Raw genomic sequence first — 25,361 nt, 5'->3', positions numbered from 1 at the left:
GTCGAAGCCGTCGAAGCCGTCGAAGCCGTCGAAGCCGTCGAAGCCGTCGAAGCCGTCGAAGCCGTCGAAGCCGTCGAAGCGTTCACCCGCCTCCAACGGAGCAAAGCCCATCCCCGCCGCCGCCGCAAGCGAAACCGGAGACGAAAACGCACGCGCGGCCGCCCCGCGCCGCGTGCGCGCCAAACAAAACCGCGCGGCCTCATGACGAGGCACGCGCGGTTTCGGTACAGCGAGCGGCACATCGAGCGCCGCGACGGCGCTTACTTCTTGAAGTTCGCGACGCCTTCGGAAATTTCCTTGTGCGCGGCTTCGATGCCGTCCCAGCCGTCGACCTTCACCCACTTGCCCTTCTCGAGCGCCTTGTACTGTTCGAAGAAGTGCCTGATCTGGTCCTTCAGATAGCCGGGCACGTCGTCGAGCGACTGGATGCCGGCCGTCATCGGGCTGATCTTGTCGTGCGGCACGGCGATGAGCTTCGCGTCGACGCCCGACTCGTCGGTCATCTTCAGCATACCCAGCGCGCGCGCGCGCACGACCGAGCCTGCGAGCAGCGGGAACGGCGTGATGACGAGCACGTCGACCGGATCGCCATCGCCCGACAGCGTTTGCGGAATGAAGCCGTAGTTGACCGGATAGCGCATGCCGGTGCCGATGAAGCGGTCGACCACGAGGAGGCCTAGCTCCTTGTCCGCCTCGTACTTGACCGGCTCGCTTTGCGCCGGGATTTCGATGATCACGTTGAAGTCGTGCGGCAGGTCCTTGCCCGCCGGGACATTGCTAAAGCTCATGAGCGTTCTCTTGCAGTGCGGATGGGAATCGGGACGGAAGGCGGCCCGCCGCCTGTCCGATGGAACGAGCATTATAGCCAATCGCCCGATGGCGCTCGCATCGTGATCGGCGCGATAATCCGGCAACGATGCAGCGCGGCGCGTGCCGGCCCGGCGTCGATGGCGCATCGAGAGATCGCAGGCAATGCGCGCAACGAGCGGCCAAAGGCCTGGAGCGAACATGGAAGAAGCGAAGCACTTCATCGCGGGAGCTTGGGCAGCGCCCGCCGGCGGGGAAACGATCGCCGTCATCGATCCGTCCGATGGCGAGCCGTTCGCGCGGATCGCGCGCGGCACCGCAGCCGACGTCGACGCGGCGGTGCACGCGGCGCGCGCGGCATTCGACGGCCCGTGGGGGGCGGCAAGCGCGGCCGAACGGGGACGCATGCTATATCGGCTGTCGATGCTCGTGGCCGCATGCCGCGACGAACTCGCGCTGATCGAATCGCGCGACACCGGCAAGCCGCTGTCGCAGGCCCGCGCGGACGCCGACGCGCTCGCCCGCTATTTCGAGTTCTACGCAGGCGCGGCGGACAAGCTGCACGGCAGCTCGCTGCCGTACCGCGCGGGCTACACGGTGCTGACGCTGCGCGAGCCGCACGGCGTGACCGGCCACATCGTGCCGTGGAACTATCCGATGCAGATCCTCGGGCGCAGCGTGGGCGCGGCGCTCGCAGCCGGTAATGCGTGCGTCGTGAAACCATCCGAGGACGCGTGCCTGTCGATTCTCCGGGTGGCGACGCTCGCGGCCGAAGCCGGGCTGCCCGCAGGCGCGCTCAGTGTCGTGACAGGTTACGGCTTCGAAGCAGGCGCAGCGCTCGCGCGTCATCCGGGTGTCGATCATCTGTCGTTCACGGGCTCGCCGGACACCGGCCGCGCCGTCGCGCAAATGGCGGCCGAGCACCACGCGCCGGTCACGCTGGAGCTGGGCGGTAAATCGCCGCAAATCGTATTCGCCGATGCCGATCTCGACGCGGCGCTGCCCGTGCTCGTGTCCGCGATCATCCAGAACAGCGGGCAAACCTGCTCGGCCGGCAGCCGCGTGCTGATCGAGCGGGCGATCTACGAGCCGCTCGTCGAGCGCCTGGCAGCCGCGTTCGGCGCGCTGAAGGTCGGCCCGGCCGGCGCCGATCTCGATTGCGGCCCGCTCATCAGCGCGAAGCAGCAACAACGCGTGTGGGATTTTCTATCCGATGCGCAGCACGACGGCGTCGCGATGGCCGCACATGGCGAAGTTGCGCCCGATGCGCCGGAAACGGGTTTCTATCAGGCGCCCGTGCTGCTGCGCGACGTCCCGCATACGCACCGTCTCGCGCAGGAGGAAGTGTTCGGGCCCGTGCTCGCCGCGATGCGGTTTGCAGACGAGGATGAGGCGCTCGCGCTTGCGAACGGCACGCGCTACGGGCTTGTCGCGGGCATCTGGACGCGCGACGGCGCGCGCCAGTTGCGCCTCGCGCGCAAGCTGCGCGCGGGGCAGGTTTTCGTCAACGATTACGGCGCGGGCGGCGGCGCGGAGTTGCCGTTCGGCGGCGTGGGCCGCTCCGGTCACGGCCGCGAGAAAGGCTTCGAGGCGCTGTACGGCTTCACCGTGCTCAAGACCATCGCGCTCAAACACGGTTGACGGGCGGGCGCGATACGTTTCGCCCTGTACGCAGATCATGACACCCCACTCAGGAGACTACCGATGCGGCTGAGCGGCAAGACCGCCATCGTCACGGGCGCAGGCTCGGGATTCGGCGCAGGTATCGCGGCTACGTTCGCGCGCGAAGGCGCGAACGTCGTCGTCAACGATCTGAATGGCGTGGCCGCCGAGCGCGTCGCGAGCCAGATCGCGCTTGCCGGCGGGCGCGCGATCGCCGTCGCGGCCGACGTGTCGCGCGGCGACGACTGGCGCACGCTGGCACACGCCGCGTTCGACGCGTTCGACAGCGTGCAGATCGTCGTCAACAATGCAGGCACCACCCACCGCAACCAGCCGGTGCTCGACGTGACCGAGGCCGAATACGACCGGGTGTATGCCGTCAATATGAAAAGCCTGTTCTTCTGCGTGCAAACTTTCGTGCCACACTTTCGCCGCATGGGCGGCGGCGCGTTCGTCAACATCGCGTCGACGGCGGGCGTGCGGCCGCGCCCCGGCCTCGTCTGGTACAACAGCACGAAAGGCGCGATGATCACCGCGAGCAAGGCGCTTGCCGCCGAGCTGGGCGGCGACCGGATCCGCGTGAACTGCGTGAACCCAGTGCTCGGCGACACCGGGCTCACGGCCGAATTCATGGGAGCGGCCAATACGCCGGAAAACCGCGCACGCTTCATTGCGACGATCCCGCTCGGGCGGCTATCGACGCCGCAGGACGTCGCGAATGCCGCGCTTTACCTGGCATCCGACGAAGCGGCGTTCGTCACGGGCGCGTGCATCGAAGTCGACGGCGGCCGCTGCGTTTGAGCGGCGCGGGTGCAGCGGCACCACGCGGACCTCTGCGTGGCACGCTGCAAGCGCAGCAGCCCACGGCACGCGGCGCGTGCGCAACGCAAGCCGCGGCAAACACGTTTGCGCACTGCACGCTGAAGACCGAAGCACCGTCACCAGATAAAACACCAGAGGAGACATCATGGCCAGTCCAATGCCGGCGATCACGCCGAACACGCCGTCCGCGTTCGAAGCGGCCACCTACCGCAAGGTCTCGTGGCGGCTCGCGCCGATGTTGCTGCTCTGCTACGTGGTCGCGTATCTCGACCGCGTCAACGTCGGGTTCGCGAAACTGCAAATGGCGGCCGACCTGCATCTGTCAGACGCCGTCTACGGGCTCGGCGCCGGAATTTTCTTCATCGGCTATTTTCTGTTCGAAGTCCCGAGCAACATGATCCTGCACCGGGTCGGCGCACGGCTCTGGATCGCACGGATCATGATCACGTGGGGCATCCTCTCGGCGCTCACGATGTTCGTGACCACGCCGAGCGCGTTCTACGCGATGCGTTTTCTGCTGGGCGCGGCCGAGGCGGGTTTCTTCCCCGGCGTAATCCTCTATCTGACCTATTGGTATCCCGCGCATCGACGGGGCCGGATGACGACACTGTTCATGACGGCCGTCGCGCTGTCGGGTATTGTCGGCGGGCCGATCTCCGGCTACATCCTGAAAGCGTTCGACGGCGCGAACGGCTGGCATGGCTGGCAATGGCTGTTCCTGCTCGAAGGCATCCCGTCGATCGCCGTCGGCATGCTGCTGCTCGTCGTGCTCGACGATCGCATCGACGACGCGAGCTGGCTCGACGGCGACGAAAAAGCGCTGCTTGCGCGCAACGTCGCGCTCGAAGCCGCGCGCAAGGACGACCCGCCGCTTGCCGCCGTGTTCGCCAGCCCGCGCGTATGGCTGATGGGCGCGATCTATTTCTCGTTCGTGACGGGGCTGTACGGCGTCGGCTTCTGGCTGCCTACGCTGATCAAGTCGACGGGCGTGACCGACGCGTTCACGATCGGGCTTCTATCGGCGATTCCCTACGCAGCGGCCGTCGTCGCGATGCTGGCGATCGCATCGAGCGCCGACCGCCGTCGCGAACGGCGCTGGCACATCGCGCTGCCGGCCGCCGCAGGCGCGATCGGGCTCGCGCTGTCGGTCGTCTGGGCGCACGATACGCCGCTCGCCATGCTCGGCCTCACGCTTGCGACGATCGGCATCCTGAGCGCGCTGCCGCTCTTCTGGAGCCTGCCGACCGCGTTCCTCGGCGGCGGCGCGGCGGCAGCGGGCATTGCGATAATCAATTCGATCGGCAACCTCGCCGGCTTCCTGAGCCCTTATGCGATCGGCTGGCTCAAGCAGGCAACCGGAACGAACGATGCGGGGATGATCATGCTCGCCGCGTTCATGGTGCTGGGCGGCCTGCTGGTGCTATCGGTGCCGAAGGCGCTCGTCGATCGCTGAACCGGCGGCCGCTCAATGTAAAACGGCGGCCGCAAGGGCCGCCGTTTGCCGCGCCTGAGTAGCAAGCGCATCGCATAAACACGCGCATCGAGCGCCGCGCATCGCGGCGATTCACACCACCGTGATCGCGAGCGCGCTTTCCCGATAGTGCTGCGCGGCCTTGTCGGTTTCACCCAACTGTTCGAACAGGCGCGCGAGCGCGCGGTGCGCGCGAATCTTCAGCGATTCCTCGTCGGCGAGCTTGAGCGCCGCCTCGAGGAACGACTGCGCCTTGCCCCACAGCTGCTGGCGCTGACACAGGCGGCCGAGTGCGAACAGCAAGTCCGCGTCCTCCAGCCGATCCTTGCGCCACGCTTCGGCTTTCTGGATCAGCGGCAGCGCGTCGGCATCCGCGGTATCGGGATAGCGGCGCAACAGACGCGCGTTCCAATTGTGCGCAAGCGCCTCTTCGACGATCCGCCGCGCCTCCTGCCTGCGCTCGAGCGCGATCAGCAGCTCCGCGGCGAGATCGGCAAGCCGCGGCGACTGCCGCTCGGCCGCCGACAACGACTGCCACACTTCAAGCAACGCATCGGCATCGTGCCGGCGCTCGCGCAACAGATGCTCGGCCGCCTGCTGACGCAGGCGCACGGCCGCGGCCGGATGCAGCGCTTCACGCTTTTCGAGCGCCTTCGCCAGCTTGAGCACCTCGGGCCAGTTCTTCAACTGCTGCTGCGCGCGCAGCGCGATCTGCTGCGCATGAATCCGCTTGCCGCCCGACGCCTGCATTTCGGCAAGCGCGGCGAGCGCGCCTTGCGCGTCGCGGCCGTCCGCGCGCATATCGGCGGTGGCGAGGAGCCGCGCATCCTGCCAGTCCTGCCCGTCGATCTTCGCGAGCCATTCGTCGCGCCGCGCGTACTCGTGCATCCGGTGCGCGGCCGAGGCGGCGATGAGGCTCGCCGCGCTCTGGTTCGCATCCACAGCGAGCGCATCGCGCGCGGCCTTCTCGGCACGCGAGAAGCGGCCCGCGTACAGATTCGCGAGCGCGTCGCGCAGCGACGCCTGCGCCCGCTCCGCGCGCATTTTCGCGCGATACGCGGCAACACGCCGCGGCATGCGCCAGATATTGCGCACGATTCGCGTCAACGCATACAGCGCGATGAAGACGACGATGATCGCCAGCACGAAGAAGTTCAACGACAGGTCGATCCGGTAAGGCGGATAGACGATCAGCACCTGCCCGGTGTCGAAGCGGCCGAGCGTCGCGAGCGCCGCTGCGATCGCGAACAGCACGGCAAGCCAGATGATTCCACGCAGCGTCATGTCGTCAACCCCGGCTCTTGAACTGTTGAACCGCGTTCAGGCTCGCGTTCAGGTTCGGCGTCGCGACCGCCAGCGACGCGGCATCCACCTGCTTGACGAGATCCTGAACGGTCTGGGTGTCCTTCGAGCTGCCGTCGAAGTAGCGGGAAAGCGCCGCCTGTGCCGCATGCAGATCGGATTTCATCGCGCTGTCGTTGCGCGCGAGCAGCGAAAGCCGCGCGCTCAACAGCCGCAGCTTCACGTTCTCGCGCACGAAGTAGCCCTGCTCCGGCGACGCCAGCATCGCGTCCGCATGATCGATACGGCGCACCTCGATGAGCGATTTCACCTGTTCGCCGATACCCGCCGAAAAACCACGCCACCACGCCTTCCAGCGCGGCTCGCCGGCGGCCTCGGCCGTGCGCAGCGCACTGAGCGCGGCTTCGGGGCGGGTGGATTCGTGCGGCGCGAGCACCTCGCCCGACAGCGGCAACCCGTCGATTTTCGCGATCGCATCGTCGAGCTTGATCGCGAGCCCCGTCAGATCGACGGACGGCGCGGCCTTCAATCGTTCGATATCCTGCGCAACCGCCTTGCGCACCACGACCGCCTGCGCGCTCTGCGACGACGCAAGCCGCGAATCGGCGTTCTGCAGCGCGATCAGCGCGAGCTGCGTATTGCCCGTCAGCAGAAGCTGCTGGCTCGCGCTCGACAGCATCTGGCCGACTTCCTCGATCATCCATGCGTCGCGGTTGCGCGACAGATCCTGATATTGCTCTTGCAGCGCCTGCTGCGCGGCCCGCGCGTCGGCGAGCTTGCCGTCGAGCTGGGAAAGCTGCGCGCCGGTGTCGTGCACGCTCGCGAGCGCCTGGTCGGCCTTCGCGCGCAGCTCGGCCGTCTGCGCATCAAGCGTCTTTTGCCGCTCGGCCGCGTGCTGGTCGACGCGGTCGACCTTACGGTTCAGCGCATAGCCTCCCGCGCCCGCCGCCGCCGCGATCGCGATCGTCACGAGCCACAGCGCCGCGATCGAGCCGCCGCTCCGCGCCTTCGCTTCAAACGGCGTAAATGGCTGATTCGGCGGCGTGGCCGCCGTGGCCGGCCTGGAGGAAGTGTCTTTGGTATCGTTGGTGTCTGTCATGCGTGAAGGCATCGGTGCGGCGGTCGCCGGTTGATCGGCCTCTTCGGCCAACGTACGAAACGCGTGGACGATGCGCTCATCGCCCGCGCCGGACAGCGTAATCCTATCAAAACCGAGCGCCCTCGCGGTCTCGGCGATCCGCGGATGCGGCGCAACGAACCGAGCGCGCGTCAGCGCGTCGATTTCCGCTTCGGTCAAATGCGCGTGCGCGAGTTCCTGCAGATTGCGCACGCCCTCCGAACTCGTCACGAGCCACGCGTGCGGCTCGCCCGACAATAGCCCATGCACGCGCTCCCACGCACGGATCGACGGCTCGGGCATGATGCGCCGGTACGCGGCGACCAGTTCGACTTCGGCGCCCGCTTCGCGCAACCGCTCGGCGAGCCACTCGCGGCCGCCGTCGCCGCGCACGATCAGCACGCGCTTGCCGGCAAGCGCGAGCGCGCCGCCGAACGCGCGCTCGATCTCCACGAACAGGCTTTCCGAATCGTAGCGCGGCGTGCCGCCATTGCCGGACTCGCGCGGCGCGATCACCCGGTGCGTACCCGCGACGATCCCGTGCCGCGCGAGCGCGGCGACGCTGCCCGGCCCGACGACGCCGATCGGCAGCGGATGCGGCCAGATCGCGTCGAGCCGCGCGAGCGCATGGTCGATCGCGTTCGGCGACACGAACACGACGAGGGCGTATGCATCGAGCCGCGCGAGCGCACCGGCAAGCGGCGCGTCGTCGGCGAGCGGCGCGATGTCGATCAGCGGGAAGTCGAGCACGTCGATGCCCGCCGCCGCGAGCTGAGCGGCAAGTCCCGACGACTGACCGTCGGGCCGCGTGAGCACCGCGGTGAACCCGCGCGGCGCGCGCGTCATTGCGCGCCGCCCTTTTGCGCGCTCGCCGCGACGAGCGCGTCGACGATTTCGCGCGCGCCCTGCTGCTCGAGCGCGTCGGAGACCGTGCGCCCGAGCGCGAGCGCGTCGGCGGGCGTCGCGGCATGCGCGCTCGCGCTCGCGCGCAGCACGCGGCGGCCGTCCGTCGTCGAGACGCTGCCCGTCAGATGCAGCGCGTCGCCGTGCCATACCGCATGCGCGGCGAGCGGCACTTCGCAACTGCCGCCGAGCGAGCGCGACACCATCCGCTCGGCCTCGACCGCGAGCGCGGTGCGCGCATCGTGCAGCGGGGCGAGCCAGCGGGCGACGTCCGCCCGGTGCGCGGCGATCTCGATGCCGAGCGCGCCCTGCCCGGCGGCGGGCAGGCTGTCGCCGACGTCGAGGTGCGCGCGGATGCGCGCTTGCAGGCCAAGGCGCTTCAATCCTGCTGCTGCGAGAATGATCGCCGCGTAATCGCCGCGATCGAGCTTGGCAAGCCGCGTATCGAGATTGCCGCGCAGCGGCCGCACGTCGAGCTGCGCATAGCGTGCGCGCAGCATCGCCTCGCGGCGCAGGCTCGACGTGCCGACGATCGCGCCGGCCGGCAATTCGGCGAGCGACGCATACGCATTCGAGACGAACGCGTCGCGCGGATCTTCGCGATGCAGCACGGCCGCGAGCGCGAAGCCGTCGGGCAGCACCATCGGCACGTCTTTCAGCGAATGCACGGCGAGATCGGCGCGGCCGTCGGCGAGCGCGTGCTCGAGCTCTTTGACGAACAGCCCCTTGCCGCCTACTTTCGACAGCGCGCGATCGAGAATTTGATCGCCTCGTGTCGTCATCCCGAGGATATTTACGTCACAAGCTGGATATAATTTGCGCAGCGCATCACGCACGTGCTCGGCTTGCCACATGGCGAGGCGGCTCTCGCGCGAAGCGATCGTCAGCGTCGCGGGAAGCTCGGCCGAAAAAGTCTCGGAATTCATCTGACTGGCATATCACCGGTGGGACCAGAAGCAGGCAATGGTAGCACGCGGGCCTGGCCGGCCCGCTTGGCCAAGCGGGCGCGGTTTGGCCGGTCTGCTGGGCCGGTCTGCTCGGTCGCCCCGGCGGCTCGCCACCGCCGCGAGGATCGGCGTGCCAGCCGAAGCGCGAGCGCGGCCGCCACACGACCGCGCTCGCGCTTCGCTCGGCCGAGCCTGGTGGAGCGCCGATCCGCTGCGCGGACGCGCACCGCCAGGCCAGGCGCGCCGCCCGCCGGAGCGCGTGTCCGCGCTGCGCGTCCGCGCGGCTCGGCCGGATCGCGCATGACGAGACGAGCCGCGCGCCGATCGCGCTGTTGCAGGACCGTTGTTCCCGTTCACTCGTGCTTTCCCAAGGAAATCGATCGTGAAGTCTTCCGGATCGGTGCGCTCGACGCGCCGCAACGCAGTCTCGCCCTCCCCCGCGCCGGCATCCGCCGCCGTCCGCGCCCGCAGCCAGACGCCCCCGCGCGAGCCGAAAGGCGTGGCGCGCGCGAATGGCCATGCCAACGCCGCCGCCAAACCGAACGGCCGCACGCGCGAAGACAAGGACCGCCCGCTCTTCGAGGACATCCGCTATCTCGGCCGCCTGCTCGGCGACGTGGTTCGGGAGCAGGAAGGCGACGCCGTGTTCGAAGTAGTCGAGACGATCCGCCAGACAGCCGTCAAATTCCGCCGCGAAGACGACAACGCGGCGGCGCAAACGCTCGAGAAGATGCTGAGGAAGCTCACGCCCGAGCAAACCGTGAGCGTGGTGCGCGCGTTCAGCTATTTCTCGCATCTCGCGAACATCGCCGAGGACCGCCATCACAATCGCCGCCGCCGCATCCACGCGCTCGCGGGCTCCGCGCCACAGGCGGGCACCGTCGCGTATGCGCTTGCCAAACTGAAGGAGGCGGGCGGCGCATCGTCGAAAGCCATCAGGCAATTCTTCGACGACGCGCTGATCGTGCCCGTGCTGACCGCGCACCCGACCGAAGTGCAGCGAAAGAGCATCCTCGACGCGCAGCACGACATCGCGCGCCTGCTGGCCGAGCGCGATCAGCCGCTCACCGCGCGCGAGCGCGCACACAACGAAGCGCTGCTGCGCGCGCGCGTGATGACGCTCTGGCAGACCCGGATGCTGCGCGATGCGCGGCTGACGGTCGCCGACGAAATCGAGAACGCGCTGTCGTACTACCGCGCGACGTTCCTCGACGAGCTGCCCGCGCTCTACGCCGACATCGAGGAGGCGCTCGCCGAGCACGGCCTGCCCGCGCGCGTGCCGGCGTTTTTCCAGATGGGAAGCTGGATTGGCGGCGATCGCGACGGCAACCCGAACGTCACCGCCGCGACGCTCGACGAAGCGATCAACCGCCAGGCCGCGGTGATCTTCGAGCATTACCTCGAGCAGGTGCACAAGCTGGGCGCGGAGTTGTCGGTATCGAACCTGCTCGTCGGCGCAAGCGACGCGCTGAAGGCGCTCGCGGCCGCATCGCCCGACCAGTCGCCGCACCGCGTCGACGAGCCGTACCGCCGCGCGCTGATCGGCGTCTACACGCGCGTGGCGGCAAGCGCGCGCGTGCGGCTCGGCGAAGGCGCGGTGCCGGTGCGCAGCGCGGGCCGGGGCGCCGCGCCCGTGCGCGCGACGCCTTATGCGGACGCCGAAGCGTTCGCCGCCGATCTGCGCGTGCTGATGGATTCGCTCGCCGAGCATCACGGCGAATCGCTCGCGGCGCCGCGCCTCGCGCCCCTCGTGCGCGCGGCCGAGGCATTCGGCTTTCACCTCGCGAGCATCGATCTGCGGCAAAGCTCCGACATCCACGAGGCGGTGATCGCCGAGCTGTTCGCGCGCGCGGGCATCGAGCCCGATTACGCGGCGCTCGCCGAGCGCGACAAACTGCGCGTGCTGCTCGCCGCGCTCGCCGATCCGCGGCCGCTGCGCTCGCCGTATCTCGACTATTCGGATCTCGCGAAAAGCGAACTCGGCGTGCTCGAGCGCGCGCGCGCGATCCGCTCGCAGTTCGGCCCGCGCGCGGTGCGCAACTACATCATTTCGCACACCGAGACGGTGAGCGATCTCGTCGAAGTCCTGCTGCTGCAGAAGGAAACCGGTCTGTTCGACGGCACGCTCGGCACGCCGGGCAGCCACGCGCGCAATGACCTGATGGTCATTCCGCTCTTCGAGACGATTGCCGACTTGCGCAACGCGCCCGACATCATGCGCGAATTCTTCGCGTTGCCGGGCGTCGGCGATCTGCTCGCGCATCAGGACGACGAGCAGGAAGTGATGCTCGGCTATTCCGACAGCAACAAGGACGGCGGCTTCCTCACGTCGAACTGGGAGCTTTACCGCGCCGAACTCGCGCTCGTCGAACTGTTCCGCGAGCGCGGGATCAGGCTGCGGCTGTTCCACGGCCGCGGCGGCACGGTCGGCCGCGGCGGCGGCCCGACCTATCAGGCGATCCTGTCGCAGCCGCCCGGCACGGTCAACGGCCAGATCCGGCTCACCGAGCAGGGCGAAGTGATCGCGAGCAAGTTCGCGAACCCGGAGATCGGCCGGCGCAATCTCGAAACGGTGGTCGCCGCGACGCTCGAGGCGACGCTGCTGCCGCACACCAATGCGCCGAAGCAGCTTGCGGCATTCGAGGCGGTGATGCAGACGCTGTCCGACGCCGCGATGGCCGCGTATCGCGCGCTCGTCTACGAAACGCCCGGCTTCACCGACTATTTCTTCTCGTCGACGCCGATCACCGAGATCGCCGAACTCAACATCGGCAGCCGGCCCGCATCGCGCAAGCTGCAAGACCCGAAGCACCGCAAGATCGAGGATCTGCGCGCGATTCCGTGGGGCTTCTCGTGGGGCCAGTGCCGGCTGCTGCTGACGGGCTGGTACGGCTTCGGCAGCGCGGTCGCCGCGTACCTCGACGGTGCGACGGACGCCACCGAGCGCGCCCGGCGCGTCGCGCAGCTCAAGAAGATGAACAAGACCTGGCCGTTCTTCGCGCATCTGCTGTCGAACATGGACATGGTGCTCGCGAAAACCGATCTCGCGGTCGCGTCGCGCTACGCGCAGCTCGTCGCCGACAAGAAGCTGCGCAAGCACGTGTTCGAGCGGATCGTCGCCGAGTGGCATCGCACGTCGGACGCGCTTGCCGAGATCACCGGCCACGGCGAGCGGCTTGCGGCGAACCCGCTTCTCGCGCGGTCGATCAAAAACCGCTTCCCGTATCTCGATCCGCTCAACCACCTGCAAGTCGAGTTGATCAAGCGGCACCGCGCGGGCGATACGAACGCGCGGCTGCGGCGCGGGATTCATCTGACGATCAACGGAATCGCGGCCGGGCTGCGCAATACCGGTTGATCCGGCACGGCGCGGTGCGCGCGGTCAAACCGCGTGCCGCAGCGGCGCGTGGCGGGCGGCGGGCGGCGGCCGCTTGCCGTGGCCGCCGTTTCAATCGCGCATCGCCGGCCGGCTCTGCGCCCGGCCGGGCCGGAAATCGGCCGCGAGACAAAAAGGCCGCTGCGGCATTTACCGCCGCGGCCTTTTGCCTTGACCGAACGACAGTTGCTCCGCCGTCCCGCGCACGGCGCCGCGCCGACGGCCGCGGCCGTCAATGCGCGCCGATCATCAGCGCATCGAGCTTGAATGAGCCGTCCGGCTGCACGTCGTAGTACGCGCGCACTTCGTCGGGCGCGCCGGCCCACAGCGCGCGAATCGCATCCGCACGCACCTGCGGCGTGCGCATGCGCGCAATCCAGCTCGCGAATTCGATCGGCAGGCGCCAACGCTCGCGCACCTCGGCCGCCAAGCCCGCTTCGTCGAACATGCGCAGCCATTCATCGGCGCGGTAATTGCGCACGTGCGACGCGTCGCGCAGCACTTCGGCCGCTTGCAAGTGCGTGTCGATGAGTGGATCGTCGGCGCCCGCGACGTCGATGAACAGCACCTGGCCACCCGGCTTCAGCACGCGGCGCACTTGCGCGAGCGCGCGCCGCACGTCGCGCCAGTGATGCGCGCTCATCCGGCTCACGACCCAGTCGAACGACGCGTCGGCGAACGGCAAACGCTCCGCCGCACCCTGCTCGACGCGCACGCTGGACAAGCCGCGCTCGCGCGCGGCCGCCTCGACCGTGGCGAGCATCTGCGGCGCGAGATCGTATGCGATCACCTGCGCGGCGCCGCCGCGCGCCGCCGCGAAGCTCGCATGCCCCGCGCCGCACCCGAGGTCCAGCACGTGCGCATTGGGCGTCGCGCCGATCTCGGCGGCGAGGGTATCGAGATCGGCGCCCGTCGCATGGACAGTGCTCGTCAAATAGGCGGCGGCCGTCGCGCCAAACGCGTCGGCGACCTTGTCGTGCTGTTTCATCGGCTGGGCTCCTTGTCGTGAAGCAGATGGCGCATCCAAGTCAGGAATTCGTGAAAAAACCGCCGCCGCAACGGCGATCGCACAGCGGCAGCAGCTGCCGCGAACCGCTACAATAGAGCCCGATTTGTACCGGTACAAGTCAATCAATTATCCTGGTATCGGGTCCACCAGCCAGCCCGCTGATTCGAACCCGCGCTTTACCCGCCACACCCGACGCAACATGAGCCATCCCGCCTCCCCGCCCCTGCTCGACACCACGCCGGCCCGCGCGCTCGGCGATTTCATCCGCGCCCACCGCGAGCGGCTGTCGCCGCAAGCCGCGGGCCTGCCGCCCGGCCCGCGGCGCAGAACGCCGGGGCTGCGTCGCGAGGAGGTCGCGCAACTCTGCGGCGTGAGCGCCACCTGGTACACGTGGATCGAGCAAGGGCGCGAGGTGTCGGCGTCCGCCGATGCGCTCGCGCGCATCGCGGTCGCGCTGCAACTGTCGCGCGCCGAGCGCGCGTATCTGTTCGAGCTGGCCGCGCAGCGCGACCCGGCCGAACCCGAACTCGCGGCCAGCGACGTGCCCGCGACGCTCGTGGCCACCGTGAAGCTGCTCGCGACGCCTGCCTACGTGCTCGATCGCCAGTGGAACGCGCTCACGTGGAACGACGCCGCGAGCGCACTGTTCGCCGGCTGGCTCGACGGCGAACGCGACGAGCGCAACCTGCTGCGCTTCACGTTCACGTCGCCTGCGGCGCGCGCGCTGATCGTCGACTGGCAGGCGCGCTCGCGCCGGCTCGTCGCCGAGTTCCGCGCCGACACGATCCGCCACCTGAACGACGCGCCCACCCGCGCGCTGATCGACTCGCTCGTCGCCGCAAGCGACGCGTTCGCGCATTACTGGGCGTCGCAAGACGTCGGCGAACGCGAAGGCGGCGAGCGCGCGTTCGATCATCCACGCGACGGCCGCGTCGTCTATCAGCAGATGACGCTCAAGCCCGTGCAGCGCGACGATCTGAAGCTCGTGGTGCTGGTGCGCGGGTAACGCGACGCGCAACGCACGCATGACACGCATGGCACGCGCGGCCGGCACGGGCCGGCGCACCGCCGCCCGCGATCTGCGTCACGCACAACGCCGCGGCCACCGCGGCGCCCCAAGCATGCGCCGGCGGGCCACGGCCCCGCGGCTCAGAACGCGATCGTCGCGGTGATCGTATCGCTGTAGCTGCCTGGCGCGGGCGTTGTCTGCGCAGGCACCTGCCCATAGATGGTCAGCGTCTGCGCAACGCCGCTGCCTGTTCCGGTGGCCATCGACGTGCCGGCCGTGCCGTCGCCCCACGCCGCCGCATGGCCGGCATCCAGATAAAGCTGATAGCCGATCTGCGCGCCTCCCCCTGTGCGCTGCATCGCCCGCGCCGCCACGTTGCCGCTCGCGCCGCCGTTCAGTGCGATCCGGAACGCGTCGCCGTTCGTGCATTGCACCGTGAGCGTGCCCGTGGCCGTCAACGCGCCGCTGATCACGCCAGCCGTGCCGAACGCAACATTGGTCGCATTGATGAAGCAATCATTGACGACCGTGGCCGTCGCCGTAAACGCAAACGTGCCGGCCGATGTCTGCGATGCGCACGGCGTCGGCGCAAGTGTATAGAAGCTGTAGCTGAGCGACGTCTGATTGCCGGCGAAGCTCTGCGCATACACTGTGTTCGCATTGCCTACCGTCGGCACGGTGGGTTGGTTCGCGGCGATCTGGCCATAGACCGTAACGGTCGCGTTCGCCGTCGTGCCGAGCAACGGCTTCACCAGCGTCGCGGAAATCGGCGTCGTGCCGGCGGAGACCGCGCCCCAACTCTGCGTATGGCCGGCATCCTGATACAAGTCGTACAGCATCTGGTTCGTGCCGTTCGTCAAATAGCGCGGCGTCGTACCGCCGAGATTCAGGCAGACGAGCACGCTCGGCGTCAGCGTGACGGCCGACCACGTGCAGGTGATGGTCATCGTCGCGCTCGTCGGCACTGCCGTCAACGCAATCGGATTCACCGAGCCGAAGTCCGGCGCGGGGGCGCTCACCGAACACGTCTCGGCGCGCGCGGCGGCCCAAGGCCCGGCAAGCAGCAGCGCCGCGCATATCGCGAGCACGCATCGCCCGATGCGCCGCCATTTGATTTCGAATGTCATATCGGTTTTGAAATCCTGATTGATTTCGCACACGTGCTTGCTCGCGCGCCGGCGCAGGTCAATCCAATGACTTATTGAAATGCATCATGCTGCTTTTTATTCGATGCGCCCAATAAACGCAACTCGACGACCCGTGGCCGCGATTCGGCCTAAACCAATCCGGCCTCGACGCATCGTCGCGTGCACCGGCGCATGAATGACGCACGATCAAGCAACAAAGGATAGAACCGTTACTCCGATCAGGATTAATACTTAGGTTTATTTCCCAAGCGCATTCAGATATTTTCCCTTTGTTTCGCGCTAATTTATCGAGTAACTTTATTATTAAAAGCTAACGGAGCCAGCCGCCGTAAGCTCATCGGAAGCTGTTCGGTATCCTGATCGTGCGACAGCATAAAAAAACCCTTGTCTACGGGAGTCACAACGCCATGCGCTTTCGCCCACGCATTCCGACGTCTGTTGCCGCCGCCCTGCTGCTCGCCGCCGCGCCGTCGTTCCGGCCCGCGGCAGCGGCCGTCTATTCGAACGGCACCGCCACGGCGACGTTTACCGTGTCGCTGACGATCCAGGCGAACTGCACGATTTCCGCGAACCCGCTGTCGTTCGGCACGAACGGCATACTCGCGTCCGCCGTCAACCAAACGACGACGCTGTCCGTCACGTGTTCGAATACGACGCCTTACAACGTCGGGCTCGACGCAGGCAACGTGAGCGGCTCGACCGTCGCCACCCGGCTGCTCGCCGGCACCTCGACCGGCAATACCGGCACGCTCGTCGACTTCCAGCTGTATCAGGACGCCGGCCACACGACGGTCTGGGGCAACACCCAAGGCACCAACACGGTAGGCGGCACCGGCACCGGCTCGGCGCAGACGCTGACCGTCTACGGCCAGGTGCCGTCCCAGGCGACGCCCAAGCCCGATCTCTATCAAACCACCGTTACCGCGACCGTCTACTTCTAAGCGGCCGTGACGACGCTCCTCCGCCGACGCGTCGGCGCGCCTCTCGTCGCGCTCGCCGCCATTGCCGCGCTGGCTGCTGCAGCGTGCGCGCGCGCCGCGACGCTGCAAATCTCGCCCGTCACCGTCGAGCTGAGCGCCGACACCCCGGCCACCGGCATCACACTGCGCAATCCCGGCGCACGGCCGATCTACGGCCAAGTGCGCACCTACCAGTGGAGCCAGGACCAAGGCGACGACGTGCTCACGCCCGCCCCCGGGCTCGCCGCGAGCCCGCCGCTCGTGCAGATCGGCACGCACGGCGAGCAACTGGTGCGGCTCGTGCGGCTCGCCCGCGACAAGCCGCAGCGCGAAGAGAGCTATCGCGTGTTGATCGACGAACTGCCCACGCCCGATGCGCCGGTGGTCAACGGCATCGCGATCCGGCTGCGCTATTCGATTCCGGTATTCGTCGAGCCCGACGCCGCGCTCACGCCGCCCAAGCTGACCTGGCACCTCGTGCGCGAACCGGCCGGCTGGCTGCTGCGCGTGGCGAACGACGGCGGGCGCCACGCGCAAATCGCCGCCGTGCAGCTCGTCGACGACGCGGGCCGGACCCACGACGTCGCGCCGGGCCTCCTCGGCTACGCGCTCGCGGGCAGCATGCGGCAATGGCCGTTGAGCGTCGACGCGGCGCAGGCCGCGCCGCGCATTCGCCAGGTGCGGGCCACGGTCAACACGCAACCGACGCAGGCCGACGTGGACCCGCGCTGATTGACGCCGGCCGGGCCACGCGCACTCACCTATCGCCCGAACGTGCCGACTGACCGCCCCACGCACCGTTCGACGCAATCCGCACGGCATCGACGGCTCGTCGAATTGGCCATCGCGCTCTGCGCGATGGCGCCGGACCAGGCGGCACGCGCGCAGAGCCGCAACGCGCCGCCGCAAGCGCGCGCACCGGATGCAGCCGCCGCGCGCGCCGCCTCTGCGTACACGTCGGGCGAATGGGCGCCGCCAGCCGCGGCCGATACGCGATCCCCGGCGCAGCCGAGCACCTCGGCGCTCCCCCGCCGCGCCGACGATCCCGCGCCCGCAGCCGGTCCCGCGCCCGCGAACGACCTGTATCTCGACGTATCGCTGAACGGCGAACCGACGCATCTGATCGTCCATTTCGCGATCGTCGACGGCCGCGCCTTCGCGAGCGAGGACGACCTGAACGACCTCGGCATCGCCACGTCGCGCTTGCGGCAGCCGGCGAACGCACTCGTCGCACTCGATGCGCTGGACGGCCTGCGCTACCGTTACGACGCCACCCGGCAGACAATGGCGCTCGTCGTCCCCGATGCGCTGCGCATCCCGCACACGCTCGACACGCGCGCGCTCGCGCCAAGCCCGCCCGCGAGCGCCGGCCGGGGCGTCGTGCTGAACTACGATCTCTACACGCAGACGGCGGGCGGCGCGAGCGCCGCGCTCTGGCATGAGGCGCGCTACTTCGATCCCGCGGGCGTGTTCAGCAGCACGGGCGTCGCCGCGTTCCAGCACGCCGGGCAGCGCTATACACGCTACGACACGTCGTGGAGCCGGTCCAATCCGGCTTCGCTGAGCACGGTGCAAATCGGCGACACGGTCTCGTCGTCGCTCGCATGGACCCGCTCGCTGCGTATCGGCGGCTGGCAATGGCGCAGCAATTTCGCGCTGCGCCCGGATCTCGTGACGTTTCCGGTGCCGGCGCTCGCAGGCACGGCCGTCGTGCCGTCGAGCGTCGATCTGTATGTGAACGGCGTGCGCCAATTCAGCGGCGACGTGCCGAGCGGCCCGTTCGTCATCAACAGCGTGCCCGGCATCACCGGCGCGGGCAACGCGACCGTCATCACGCACGACGCGCTCGGACGCACCATCGCGACGTCGCTGCCGCTTTACGTCGATACGCGGCTGCTCGCCGCCGGCCTCTCCAGCTACTCGGTCGAGGCCGGCTTCCTGCGGCGCGCATGGGGGCTGCGCTCGTTCGACTACGCGAGCCGCCCGGCCGCGAGCGCCACGCTGCGCTACGGCGTGAACGACCGTCTGACGCTCGAAGCTTACGCACAGGCGACGCCCGGACTTTACAGCGCAGGCGCAGGCGCGCTCACGCGCGTGGGCGGCGCGGGCGTCGCAAGCGCATCGGTCGCGCAAAGCACCGGGCGGCTCGCCGGCACACAGGTCGGCCTCGGCTATCAGCTCATCCAGCCGCACTGGTCCATCGACGCCGCGACGCTGCGCGCGTTCGCGCGCTACGGCGACCTCGCCGCGCGCGACGGCACGCCGGTGCCGAACGCGACCGATCGCGTCACGCTGTCGCTGCCGCTCGCGCATGCGCAAACTTTCGCGCTCAGCTACGTCGGCTTCAAGTATCCCGGCACACGGGCCTCGCGCATCGGCTCCGTGGCGTATTCGGCGAGCATCGGCGGCCTCTCGTCGATCAGCATCAGCGCATTTCGCGATTTCCGTCAGCACGACTCGAACGGCGTGTTCGTCAGCCTGAACGTGTCGCTCGGCAATCGCACGTCGCTCAATGCGAACGCCGGCCGGCAGAACGGCAAGGCCACCTACAGCGTGAGCGCGACGCGCGCGCCCGACTATGGCGGCGGCTTCGGCTGGGCTGCGCAGGCCGGCGACGCGGGCGGCACGCGCTACGCGCAAGCCCAGGCGCAGTACCTCGGCCGGGCCGGCGAAGTGACGGCGCTCGCGCAAACCGTCGCGGGCCAGCACAATGCCGCGCTCGACGTCACGGGCGCGATCGTGCTGATGGACGGCAACGCACTTCTGTCGCGCCGTATCGACGACGGCTTCGCGCTCGTTTCGACCGACGCGTCGGCGGGCGTGCCGGTGCTGCATGAGAATCGGGTGATCGGCGCGACCGACCGCAACGGCCATTTGCTGATCCCGGATCTGAACGCGTACCAGAACAACCGGATCGGCATCGATGCGCTCAAGCTGCCGCTCGATGCGCGCGTATCCGCCACGACGCAAACCATCGTGCCGCAATCGCGCTCCGGCGTGCTCGCGCGTTTCGCGATCGCGCGCGAGCAATCGGCGTCGATCGCGCTGCGCGATGCGGCCGGCGCACCGCTGCCGCCGGGGCTCACGGTCACGCATCGGGAAAGCGCAACGCACACGATCGTCGGCTATGACGGGCTCACGTTCGTCAGCGCGCTTGCGCCCGTCAATCATTTGGACATCGAGGCGGGCGGCAAGCGTTGCACGGTCTCGTTCGATTACACGCGCCCCGCCGACGGCGCGCCACCGACGATCGGGCCGCTCACCTGCGATCTGAAGTAGCGGCGCGGCCGCACGCGCGACCAAACGCGCGATCCGTACCGGCTGCACGCGGGCCGCGCGCTCAAACCTCGGTCGCGCCGCGTCGCGCATGCCAGCGGCGACGCGCACGCTGCGCACTCCATGCACGCCTCGCACACCACACCCCCCGCACCGCGCCACCGCGAACGGCCGCCGCGCCGCCAAGCCACCGCCCGCGGCCGCTGCGCCGCCGCGCGAATGCTAGAATGGTCTATCGTTTTGTCTATCCAATCCCCGCGGCACGCGCCGTCTCATTCCGCTCTCTCACGATTCGCCATGACGTCCCAACTGCATAAAAAGGGCGAGGCCTGGTCGGCTCGCTTCTCGGAACCGATGTCCGAGCTTGTCAAGCGCTACACGTCGTCGGTATTTTTCGACAAGCGCCTCGCGCTCGTCGATATCGCCGGCTCGCTCGCACACGCCGGCATGCTCGCCGCGCAGAAGATCATCAGCGCCGACGATCTCGCCGCGATCGAACGCGGCATGGCGCAGATCCGCGGTGAAATCGAGCGCGGCGAATTCGAATGGCAGCTCGATCTCGAGGACGTCCATCTGAACATCGAGGCGCGCTTGACCGCGTTGATCGGCGATGCCGGCAAGCGGCTGCACACCGGCCGCTCGCGCAACGACCAGGTCGCGACCGACATCCGCCTGTGGCTGCGCGGCGAGATCGACCGGATCGGCACGTTGCTGACCGATCTGCGCCGCGCGCTGATCGATCTCGCCGAGCAGCACGCGGACACGACCCTGCCCGGCTTCACGCACTTGCAGGTCGCGCAGCCCGTCACGTTCGGCCATCACCTGCTCGCGTATGTCGAGATGTTCTCGCGCGACGCCGAACGCATGCGCGACTGCCGCGCGCGCGTGAACCGCCTGCCGCTCGGCGCGGCCGCGCTCGCGGGCACCAGCTACCCGATCGACCGCCACGCAGTCGCAAAAGCGCTCGGCTTCGACGGCATTTGCGCGAACTCGCTCGACGCCGTGTCCGACCGCGATTTCGCGATCGAATTCACGGCCGCGGCCTCACTCGTGATGACGCACGTGTCGCGCTTTTCCGAAGAACTCGTGCTGTGGATGAGCCCGCGCGTGGGCTTCATCGATCTCGCCGACCGCTTCTGCACCGGCAGCTCGATCATGCCGCAGAAGAAGAATCCGGACGTCGCCGAACTCGCGCGCGGCAAGACCGGCCGCGTGAACGGCCATCTGGTCGCGCTGCTCACGTTGATGAAGGGCCAGCCGCTCACGTACAACAAGGACAATCAGGAAGACAAGGAGCCGCTGTTCGACACGGTCGACACCATCGCGGACACGCTGCGGATTTTCGCGGAAATGGTGCCCGGCATCAAAGTGAAGCCGGACGCGATGCGTGCGGCCGCGCTGCAAGGCTTCGCGACCGCAACCGATCTGGCCGACTACCTCGTCAAGCGCGGGCTGCCGTTCCGCGATGCGCACGAGGCGGTCGCGCACGCGGTGAAGGTGTGCGAAGCGCGCGGTTGCGATCTCGCCGATCTGTCGATCGACGAGATGAAGCGCGAGTTGCCGAACGTCGCACATCTGATCGGCGACGACGTATTCGGCTATTTGACGCTCGAAGGCTCGGTCGCGAGCCGCAATCATCCGGGCGGCACCGCGCCGGATCAGGTGCGTGCGGCGGCGAAGGCGGCGCGCGCGGCACTCGGCGTAGCCAGCGCAACCAGCGCAGTCGGCGAGTAACCCGCGCGGCCACCGTCGCGGATCGCCCCCACCAAAACAATGGCGGACGTCGCAAGACGCCCGCCTTTGTCGTTTATTGGCGCGCTTATTTTGTCTCGGTTGCCGCCTGCCGATACCGCGCCCACCGCGCCGCGCGACAAACGCGCATCGCGCGCCGCGGAACCTCCGGCGTGCGTCGCCAAGATCATCTTGCCCGCCCCCGGCCGCCCCGACATAATTGACGCCGCATCATCCAGCACAGAGACGCTGTTCGCATCGAGCGTCCGACATCCAACCACATCAAAGACCATACGGGGGCGCCAATGGCCAAACCACAACCCGCGCCGCAAGAACTCGCCTGCGCGTTCATCAGCCTGCTTCTGATTCTCATCCTCTTCCCACTGGCCGAAACGATCCGCATTCACGCACCGGTCTGGGTCTACCGGGCCGTCGCGGGATTCCTGCTCGGCACCGTCGGCGCGTTCTCATGGGCGACGTTGCAAAGCCTCTACTCCAAGGTCAAGCAAGGCGGGCTCGCGGCGATCGAAGACAATCTATGGTTGCGGCTGTTCTCGATCGTGCTTTACGTGATCATCGCGTTGCTGGGCGCCATCACCTGGGTTGCCGCGTGGGAGGGCACGACCGGCGTGGCCTACGGCGCCGGCGTATTCATCGGCGCCGGATTGATGGAGTTCGGCGCCGGCGGGATCATCAAAAAGGGGCTTTAAGCGCCGGGCGCGCCGCCCGGTCCCGCACTGGCCGGCGCTGCCCGGTTGTTCACCGTCTCCGACAGCCGCTTGAGCGTCGCGACGCGCGCGCCGATCAGATCGACGCGCTCGTCCGCGCCGACGAGCGGCGTCGTCGCATCGCGAAACGCGACCCACGCGCGCTGCGCCGCCCGAGCGTCGGCAGCGACGCGGCGGGCATCCGCGTGCGCAGCTTCGTGTAATAGCGGTTCATATCGAACAGCGCGTGCTCGCACGCCGCATCGCGCGAACACGGCTGCACGCGCCGCCCGCCACGCTTGCCGCCGCCCGCTTGCGCATGCCGGCCGGCCGCCTGCTGCACGTAGCGCTCGGCCGCATCGCGCAGCGCGAGCGCGCGGTCGCGCACCGGCTGCAACCGCATGTCGGCGCTCGCCATCAGGTACGCCGTGCCTTGCGTCGTCTCGTAGACGGCATGCACCAGGTGCGATTCGTCCTTGCGCCATTCGAGCCAGCGGCGCTGGCTCTCCTGCCAGCCGCGCCGCTTGTCGGCAGGCGCGATCTTCTCGACGCGCGCGTAGGCGTTATCGACTTCGACGAGCCACTTCTGCTGCGCGTCGTCCATGCATTGAATTTGACCGGCGGTCGACGAGCGATCGCGGCGCGCGAGACACTGCCGCATCGCGACGTCGATCGGATCGGCCGCGCTGACCTCCGCGCGCGCCGCCCCCGCGAGCAGCCATCCGGCCAGCACGGCGGCGGCCCAGCGCGCCCACGTTCTGCCGAGCCGCGCCATCATCAGGGACGCACGCAGTCGACGTAATACTCGATGCGCGCGTTGACCTCTTCCGCAACGAGCCCGTGGATGTCGGTATGGAACCCTGGGAAGCGCGCGTTGAAATCGCGTGCGAAGCGCAGGTAGTCGACGATCGTCCGGTTGAAGCGCTCGCCCGGAATCAGCAGCGGGATGCCGGGCGGATACGGCGTGAGCAGAATGCTCGTCACGCGGCCTTCGAGTTCGTCGAGCGGCACGCGGTCGATCTCGCGGTGCGCGAGCTTCGCGAACGCGTCGGACGGCTTCATCGCCGGCTCCATGTCCGACAGGTACATCTCGGTCGTCAGGCGCGCGATGTCGTTGGCGCGATAGACGTCGTGGATCTGCGTGCACAGATCGCGCAGGCCGACGCGCTCGTAGATCGGATACTGCGCGACGAACTCCGGCAGCACGCGCCAGAGCGGCTGGTTGTTGTCGTAATCGTCCTTGAACTGCTGCAGCTCGGTGACCATCGAGTTCCAGCGGCCCTTCGTGATGCCGATCGTAAACATGATGAAGAACGAGTACAGCCCGGTCTTCTCGACGATGATCCCGTGCTCGGCCAGATACTTGGTGACGATCGCGGCCGGAATGCCCGTCTCGCCGAACTCGCCGTCGACGTTCAGGCCCGGCGTGATGATCGTCGCCTTGATCGGGTCGAGCATGTTGAAGCCTTCGGCGAGCGGACCGAAGCCGTGCCAATGGTCGTCCGGGCGCAGCAGCCACGCCTCGCGCGAGCCGATCCCCTCTTCGGCGAGATCGTCCGGACCCCAGACCTGGAAGAACCAGTCGTCGCCGTATTCCGCGTCGACCTTGCGCATCGCGCGGCGAAAGTCGATCGCCTCCGCGATCGATTCCTCGACGAGCGCAGTGCCGCCGGGCGGCTCCATCATCGCCGCGGCGACGTCGCACGATGCGATGATCGCGTACTGCGGGCTCGTCGACGTGTGCATCAGGTACGCCTCGTTGAAGCGATGCTTGTCGAACGTGCGGTGTTCGGAATCCTGCACGACGATCTGCGACGCCTGCGAGATGCCCGCGAGCAGCTTGTGCGTCGAATGCGTCGCGAACACGAGCGCGCCGGTGCGCGGCCGGTCCGCGCCGATCGCGTGCATATCGCGGTAGAACGGATGGAATTCGGCATGCGGCAGCCATGCTTCGTCGAAATGCAGCGTATCGACGAGATCGCCGAGCAGATCCTTGATCATCTCGACGTTGTAGACCACGCCGTCATACGTGCTCTGCGTGATCGTCAGGATGCGCGGCTTGGCGTTCGGGTTACGCTTGAGCGCCTCGCGCGCGAACGGATTCGCCTCGATCTTCTTGCGGATGTTCTCGGGCTTGAACTCGTCGCGCGGAATCGGGCCGATGATCCCGAAGTGATTGCGCGTCGGCGTGAGGAACACGGGAATCGCGTGCGTCATCGTGATCGCATGCAGGATCGACTTATGGCAATTGCGATCGACCAGCACGATGTCGCCCGGCGCTACCGTCGCGTGCCAGACGATCTTGTTCGACGTCGACGTGCCGTTCGTCACGAAGAACAGATGATCGGCGCTGAAGATGCGCGCCGCGTTGCGCTCGGACGCCGCGACGGGCCCGATGTGATCGAGCAGTTGGCCAAGCTCGTCGACCGCGTTGCACACGTCCGCGCGCAGCATGTTCTCGCCGAAGAACTGGTGAAACATCTGGCCGAGCGGGTTCTTCAGAAACGCGACGCCGCCCGAGTGGCCGGGGCAGTGCCACGAATACGAGCCTTCGTCCGCGTACTTGACCAGTTCCTTGAAGAACGGCGGCGCGAGCGAATCGAGATACACCTTCGCCTCGCGGATGATGTGGCGCGCGACGAACTCGGGCGTGTCCTCGAACATGTGGATGAAGCCGTGCAACTCGCGCAGGATGTCGTTCGGCAAATGGCGCGACGTGCGCGTCTCGCCGTACAGGAAGATCGGGATGTCCGCATTGCGGCGGCGCACTTCGGTCACGAACGCGCGCAGCGCGATGATCGCGCTCGCAAGCTCGGGCAGTTCGCCGTCCGGGCCGAGTTCGCCGAGCATCAGCTCGTCGTCGTCGAGCGACAGGATGAAGCACGACGCGCGGCTCGACTGCTGCGCAAACGACGTCAGATCGCCATAGCTCGTGAGGCCCAACACCTCGACGCCTTCTTTCTCGATCGCCTCGGCCAGCGCCCGGATGCCGGAGCCCGAAATGTTCTCGGAGCGGAAATCTTCGTCAATGATGACGACGGGAAAACGAAACTTCATCGGCGAATCTCCAAAAAGAACGACCGCGGCGCGATTGCGCAGCGGTCACCCGGTCACT

17 protein-coding genes and 2 pseudogenes are annotated in these 25,361 nt (G+C 68.1%); 11 read left to right on the top strand and 8 right to left on the bottom strand.

The annotated features are described in order from the left end of the window. A pseudogene (locus BSIN_RS26705) lies at positions 1-205 on the top strand (GIY-YIG nuclease family protein); the annotation flags it as partial. Positions 206-260: 55 nt separating this feature from the next. Here the strand turns inward: BSIN_RS26705 and ppa are convergent. Beyond that, on the bottom strand, positions 261-788 hold the full coding sequence (ppa, locus tag BSIN_RS01460; protein ID WP_089339281.1) for an inorganic diphosphatase: 528 nt from the start codon (positions 786-788) through the stop codon (positions 261-263). Between the two features lie 220 nt (positions 789-1,008). On the opposite strand from ppa, the gene BSIN_RS01455 reads away from it, so the two are divergent. The 3 genes from BSIN_RS01455 to BSIN_RS01445 all read left to right on the top strand — a co-directional run bounded on the left by BSIN_RS01455 (position 1,009) and on the right by BSIN_RS01445 (position 4,744). Further along, positions 1,009-2,448, top strand: a complete 1,440-nt coding sequence (locus BSIN_RS01455; RefSeq protein ID WP_089339271.1) for an aldehyde dehydrogenase family protein — start codon at positions 1,009-1,011, stop codon at positions 2,446-2,448. A 63-nt stretch (positions 2,449-2,511) separates the two neighbouring features. Continuing rightward, positions 2,512-3,270, top strand: coding sequence for an SDR family oxidoreductase (locus BSIN_RS01450; protein WP_089339270.1), 759 nt, complete (start codon positions 2,512-2,514; stop codon positions 3,268-3,270). Between the two features lie 166 nt (positions 3,271-3,436). Next, positions 3,437-4,744 carry an MFS transporter gene (locus BSIN_RS01445; protein WP_059520374.1) on the top strand — a complete coding sequence of 436 codons (1,308 nt, stop codon included), beginning with the start codon at positions 3,437-3,439 and terminating at the stop codon, positions 4,742-4,744. 111 nt (positions 4,745-4,855) lie between these two features. On the opposite strand, the gene BSIN_RS01440 is transcribed toward BSIN_RS01445, so the two are convergent. Genes BSIN_RS01440 through hemC form a run of 3 tightly spaced genes read right to left on the bottom strand, consistent with a single transcriptional unit; the run spans position 4,856 to position 9,010 of the window. Beyond that, positions 4,856-6,046, bottom strand: coding sequence for a heme biosynthesis protein HemY (locus BSIN_RS01440; RefSeq protein WP_059520375.1), 1,191 nt, complete (start codon positions 6,044-6,046; stop codon positions 4,856-4,858). Positions 6,047-6,050: 4 nt separating this feature from the next. After that, entirely contained in the window at positions 6,051-8,027 is a 1,977-nt protein-coding gene (gene hemDX / locus BSIN_RS01435) for a fused uroporphyrinogen-III synthase HemD/membrane protein HemX (RefSeq protein WP_089339269.1), read from the bottom strand. Continuing rightward, positions 8,024-9,010, bottom strand: coding sequence for a hydroxymethylbilane synthase (gene hemC, locus BSIN_RS01430; protein ID WP_089339268.1), 987 nt, complete (start codon positions 9,008-9,010; stop codon positions 8,024-8,026). Before hemC ends, hemDX begins: the two co-directional genes overlap by 4 nt. A gap of 403 nt (positions 9,011-9,413) precedes the next feature. Here hemC and ppc point away from each other — a divergent pair, with 403 nt between their 5' ends. Next, positions 9,414-12,389, top strand: a complete 2,976-nt coding sequence (gene ppc, locus BSIN_RS01420) for a phosphoenolpyruvate carboxylase (RefSeq protein ID WP_089339267.1) — start codon at positions 9,414-9,416, stop codon at positions 12,387-12,389. 250 nt (positions 12,390-12,639) lie between these two features. Here ppc and BSIN_RS01410 read toward each other — a convergent pair whose 3' ends face one another. Continuing rightward, complete coding sequence (locus BSIN_RS01410) at positions 12,640-13,395, bottom strand: class I SAM-dependent methyltransferase (protein WP_089339265.1); 756 nt, start codon at positions 13,393-13,395, stop codon at positions 12,640-12,642. A gap of 220 nt (positions 13,396-13,615) precedes the next feature. Between BSIN_RS01410 and BSIN_RS01405 the strand changes: the two genes are divergently transcribed. Next, entirely contained in the window at positions 13,616-14,422 is an 807-nt protein-coding gene (locus tag BSIN_RS01405; RefSeq protein WP_059520382.1) for a helix-turn-helix transcriptional regulator, read from the top strand. Positions 14,423-14,565: 143 nt separating this feature from the next. Here the strand turns inward: BSIN_RS01405 and BSIN_RS01400 are convergent, their stop codons facing one another. Continuing rightward, complete coding sequence (locus BSIN_RS01400; RefSeq protein WP_089339280.1) at positions 14,566-15,552, bottom strand: Csu type fimbrial protein; 987 nt, start codon at positions 15,550-15,552, stop codon at positions 14,566-14,568. A 428-nt stretch (positions 15,553-15,980) separates the two neighbouring features. Between BSIN_RS01400 and BSIN_RS01395 the strand changes: the two genes are divergently transcribed. The 5 genes from BSIN_RS01395 to BSIN_RS01370 all read left to right on the top strand — a co-directional run bounded on the left by BSIN_RS01395 (position 15,981) and on the right by BSIN_RS01370 (position 22,249). Beyond that, entirely contained in the window at positions 15,981-16,514 is a 534-nt protein-coding gene (locus BSIN_RS01395) for a Csu type fimbrial protein (protein WP_059520383.1), read from the top strand. Between the two features lie 60 nt (positions 16,515-16,574). Further along, positions 16,575-17,264 carry a fimbrial biogenesis chaperone gene (locus BSIN_RS01390; RefSeq protein ID WP_256583527.1) on the top strand — a complete coding sequence of 230 codons (690 nt, stop codon included), beginning with the start codon at positions 16,575-16,577 and terminating at the stop codon, positions 17,262-17,264. A 42-nt stretch (positions 17,265-17,306) separates the two neighbouring features. Beyond that, positions 17,307-19,811, top strand: a complete 2,505-nt coding sequence (locus BSIN_RS01385) for a fimbria/pilus outer membrane usher protein (RefSeq protein ID WP_256583526.1) — start codon at positions 17,307-17,309, stop codon at positions 19,809-19,811. A gap of 294 nt (positions 19,812-20,105) precedes the next feature. Next, on the top strand, positions 20,106-21,542 hold the full coding sequence (gene argH, locus BSIN_RS01380; RefSeq protein WP_089339262.1) for an argininosuccinate lyase: 1,437 nt from the start codon (positions 20,106-20,108) through the stop codon (positions 21,540-21,542). A gap of 302 nt (positions 21,543-21,844) precedes the next feature. Next, positions 21,845-22,249: a hypothetical protein gene (locus tag BSIN_RS01370; protein WP_089339260.1), complete on the top strand. Its 405-nt coding sequence runs from the start codon at positions 21,845-21,847 to the stop codon at positions 22,247-22,249. Here BSIN_RS01370 and BSIN_RS01365 read toward each other — a convergent pair. Together BSIN_RS01365 and BSIN_RS01360 are read right to left on the bottom strand one after the other, a co-directional pair. Then, positions 22,246-23,021: pseudogene (locus BSIN_RS01365) on the bottom strand (lysozyme inhibitor LprI family protein). The gene BSIN_RS01370 and the pseudogene BSIN_RS01365 overlap by 4 nt on opposite strands. Before the next feature lie 2 nt (positions 23,022-23,023). Further along, a complete protein-coding gene (locus tag BSIN_RS01360) occupies positions 23,024-25,303 on the bottom strand; it encodes an arginine/lysine/ornithine decarboxylase (RefSeq protein WP_059520387.1) in 2,280 nt (759 codons plus the stop codon). Positions 25,304-25,361 lie beyond the last annotated feature (58 nt).

The sequence above is a fragment of the Burkholderia singularis genome, assembly GCF_900176645.1.
Classification (GTDB): domain Bacteria; phylum Pseudomonadota; class Gammaproteobacteria; order Burkholderiales; family Burkholderiaceae; genus Burkholderia; species Burkholderia singularis.
The sequence above is the reverse complement of the archived record's forward strand: the minus strand, read 5'-3'. Positions and strand labels throughout refer to the sequence as shown.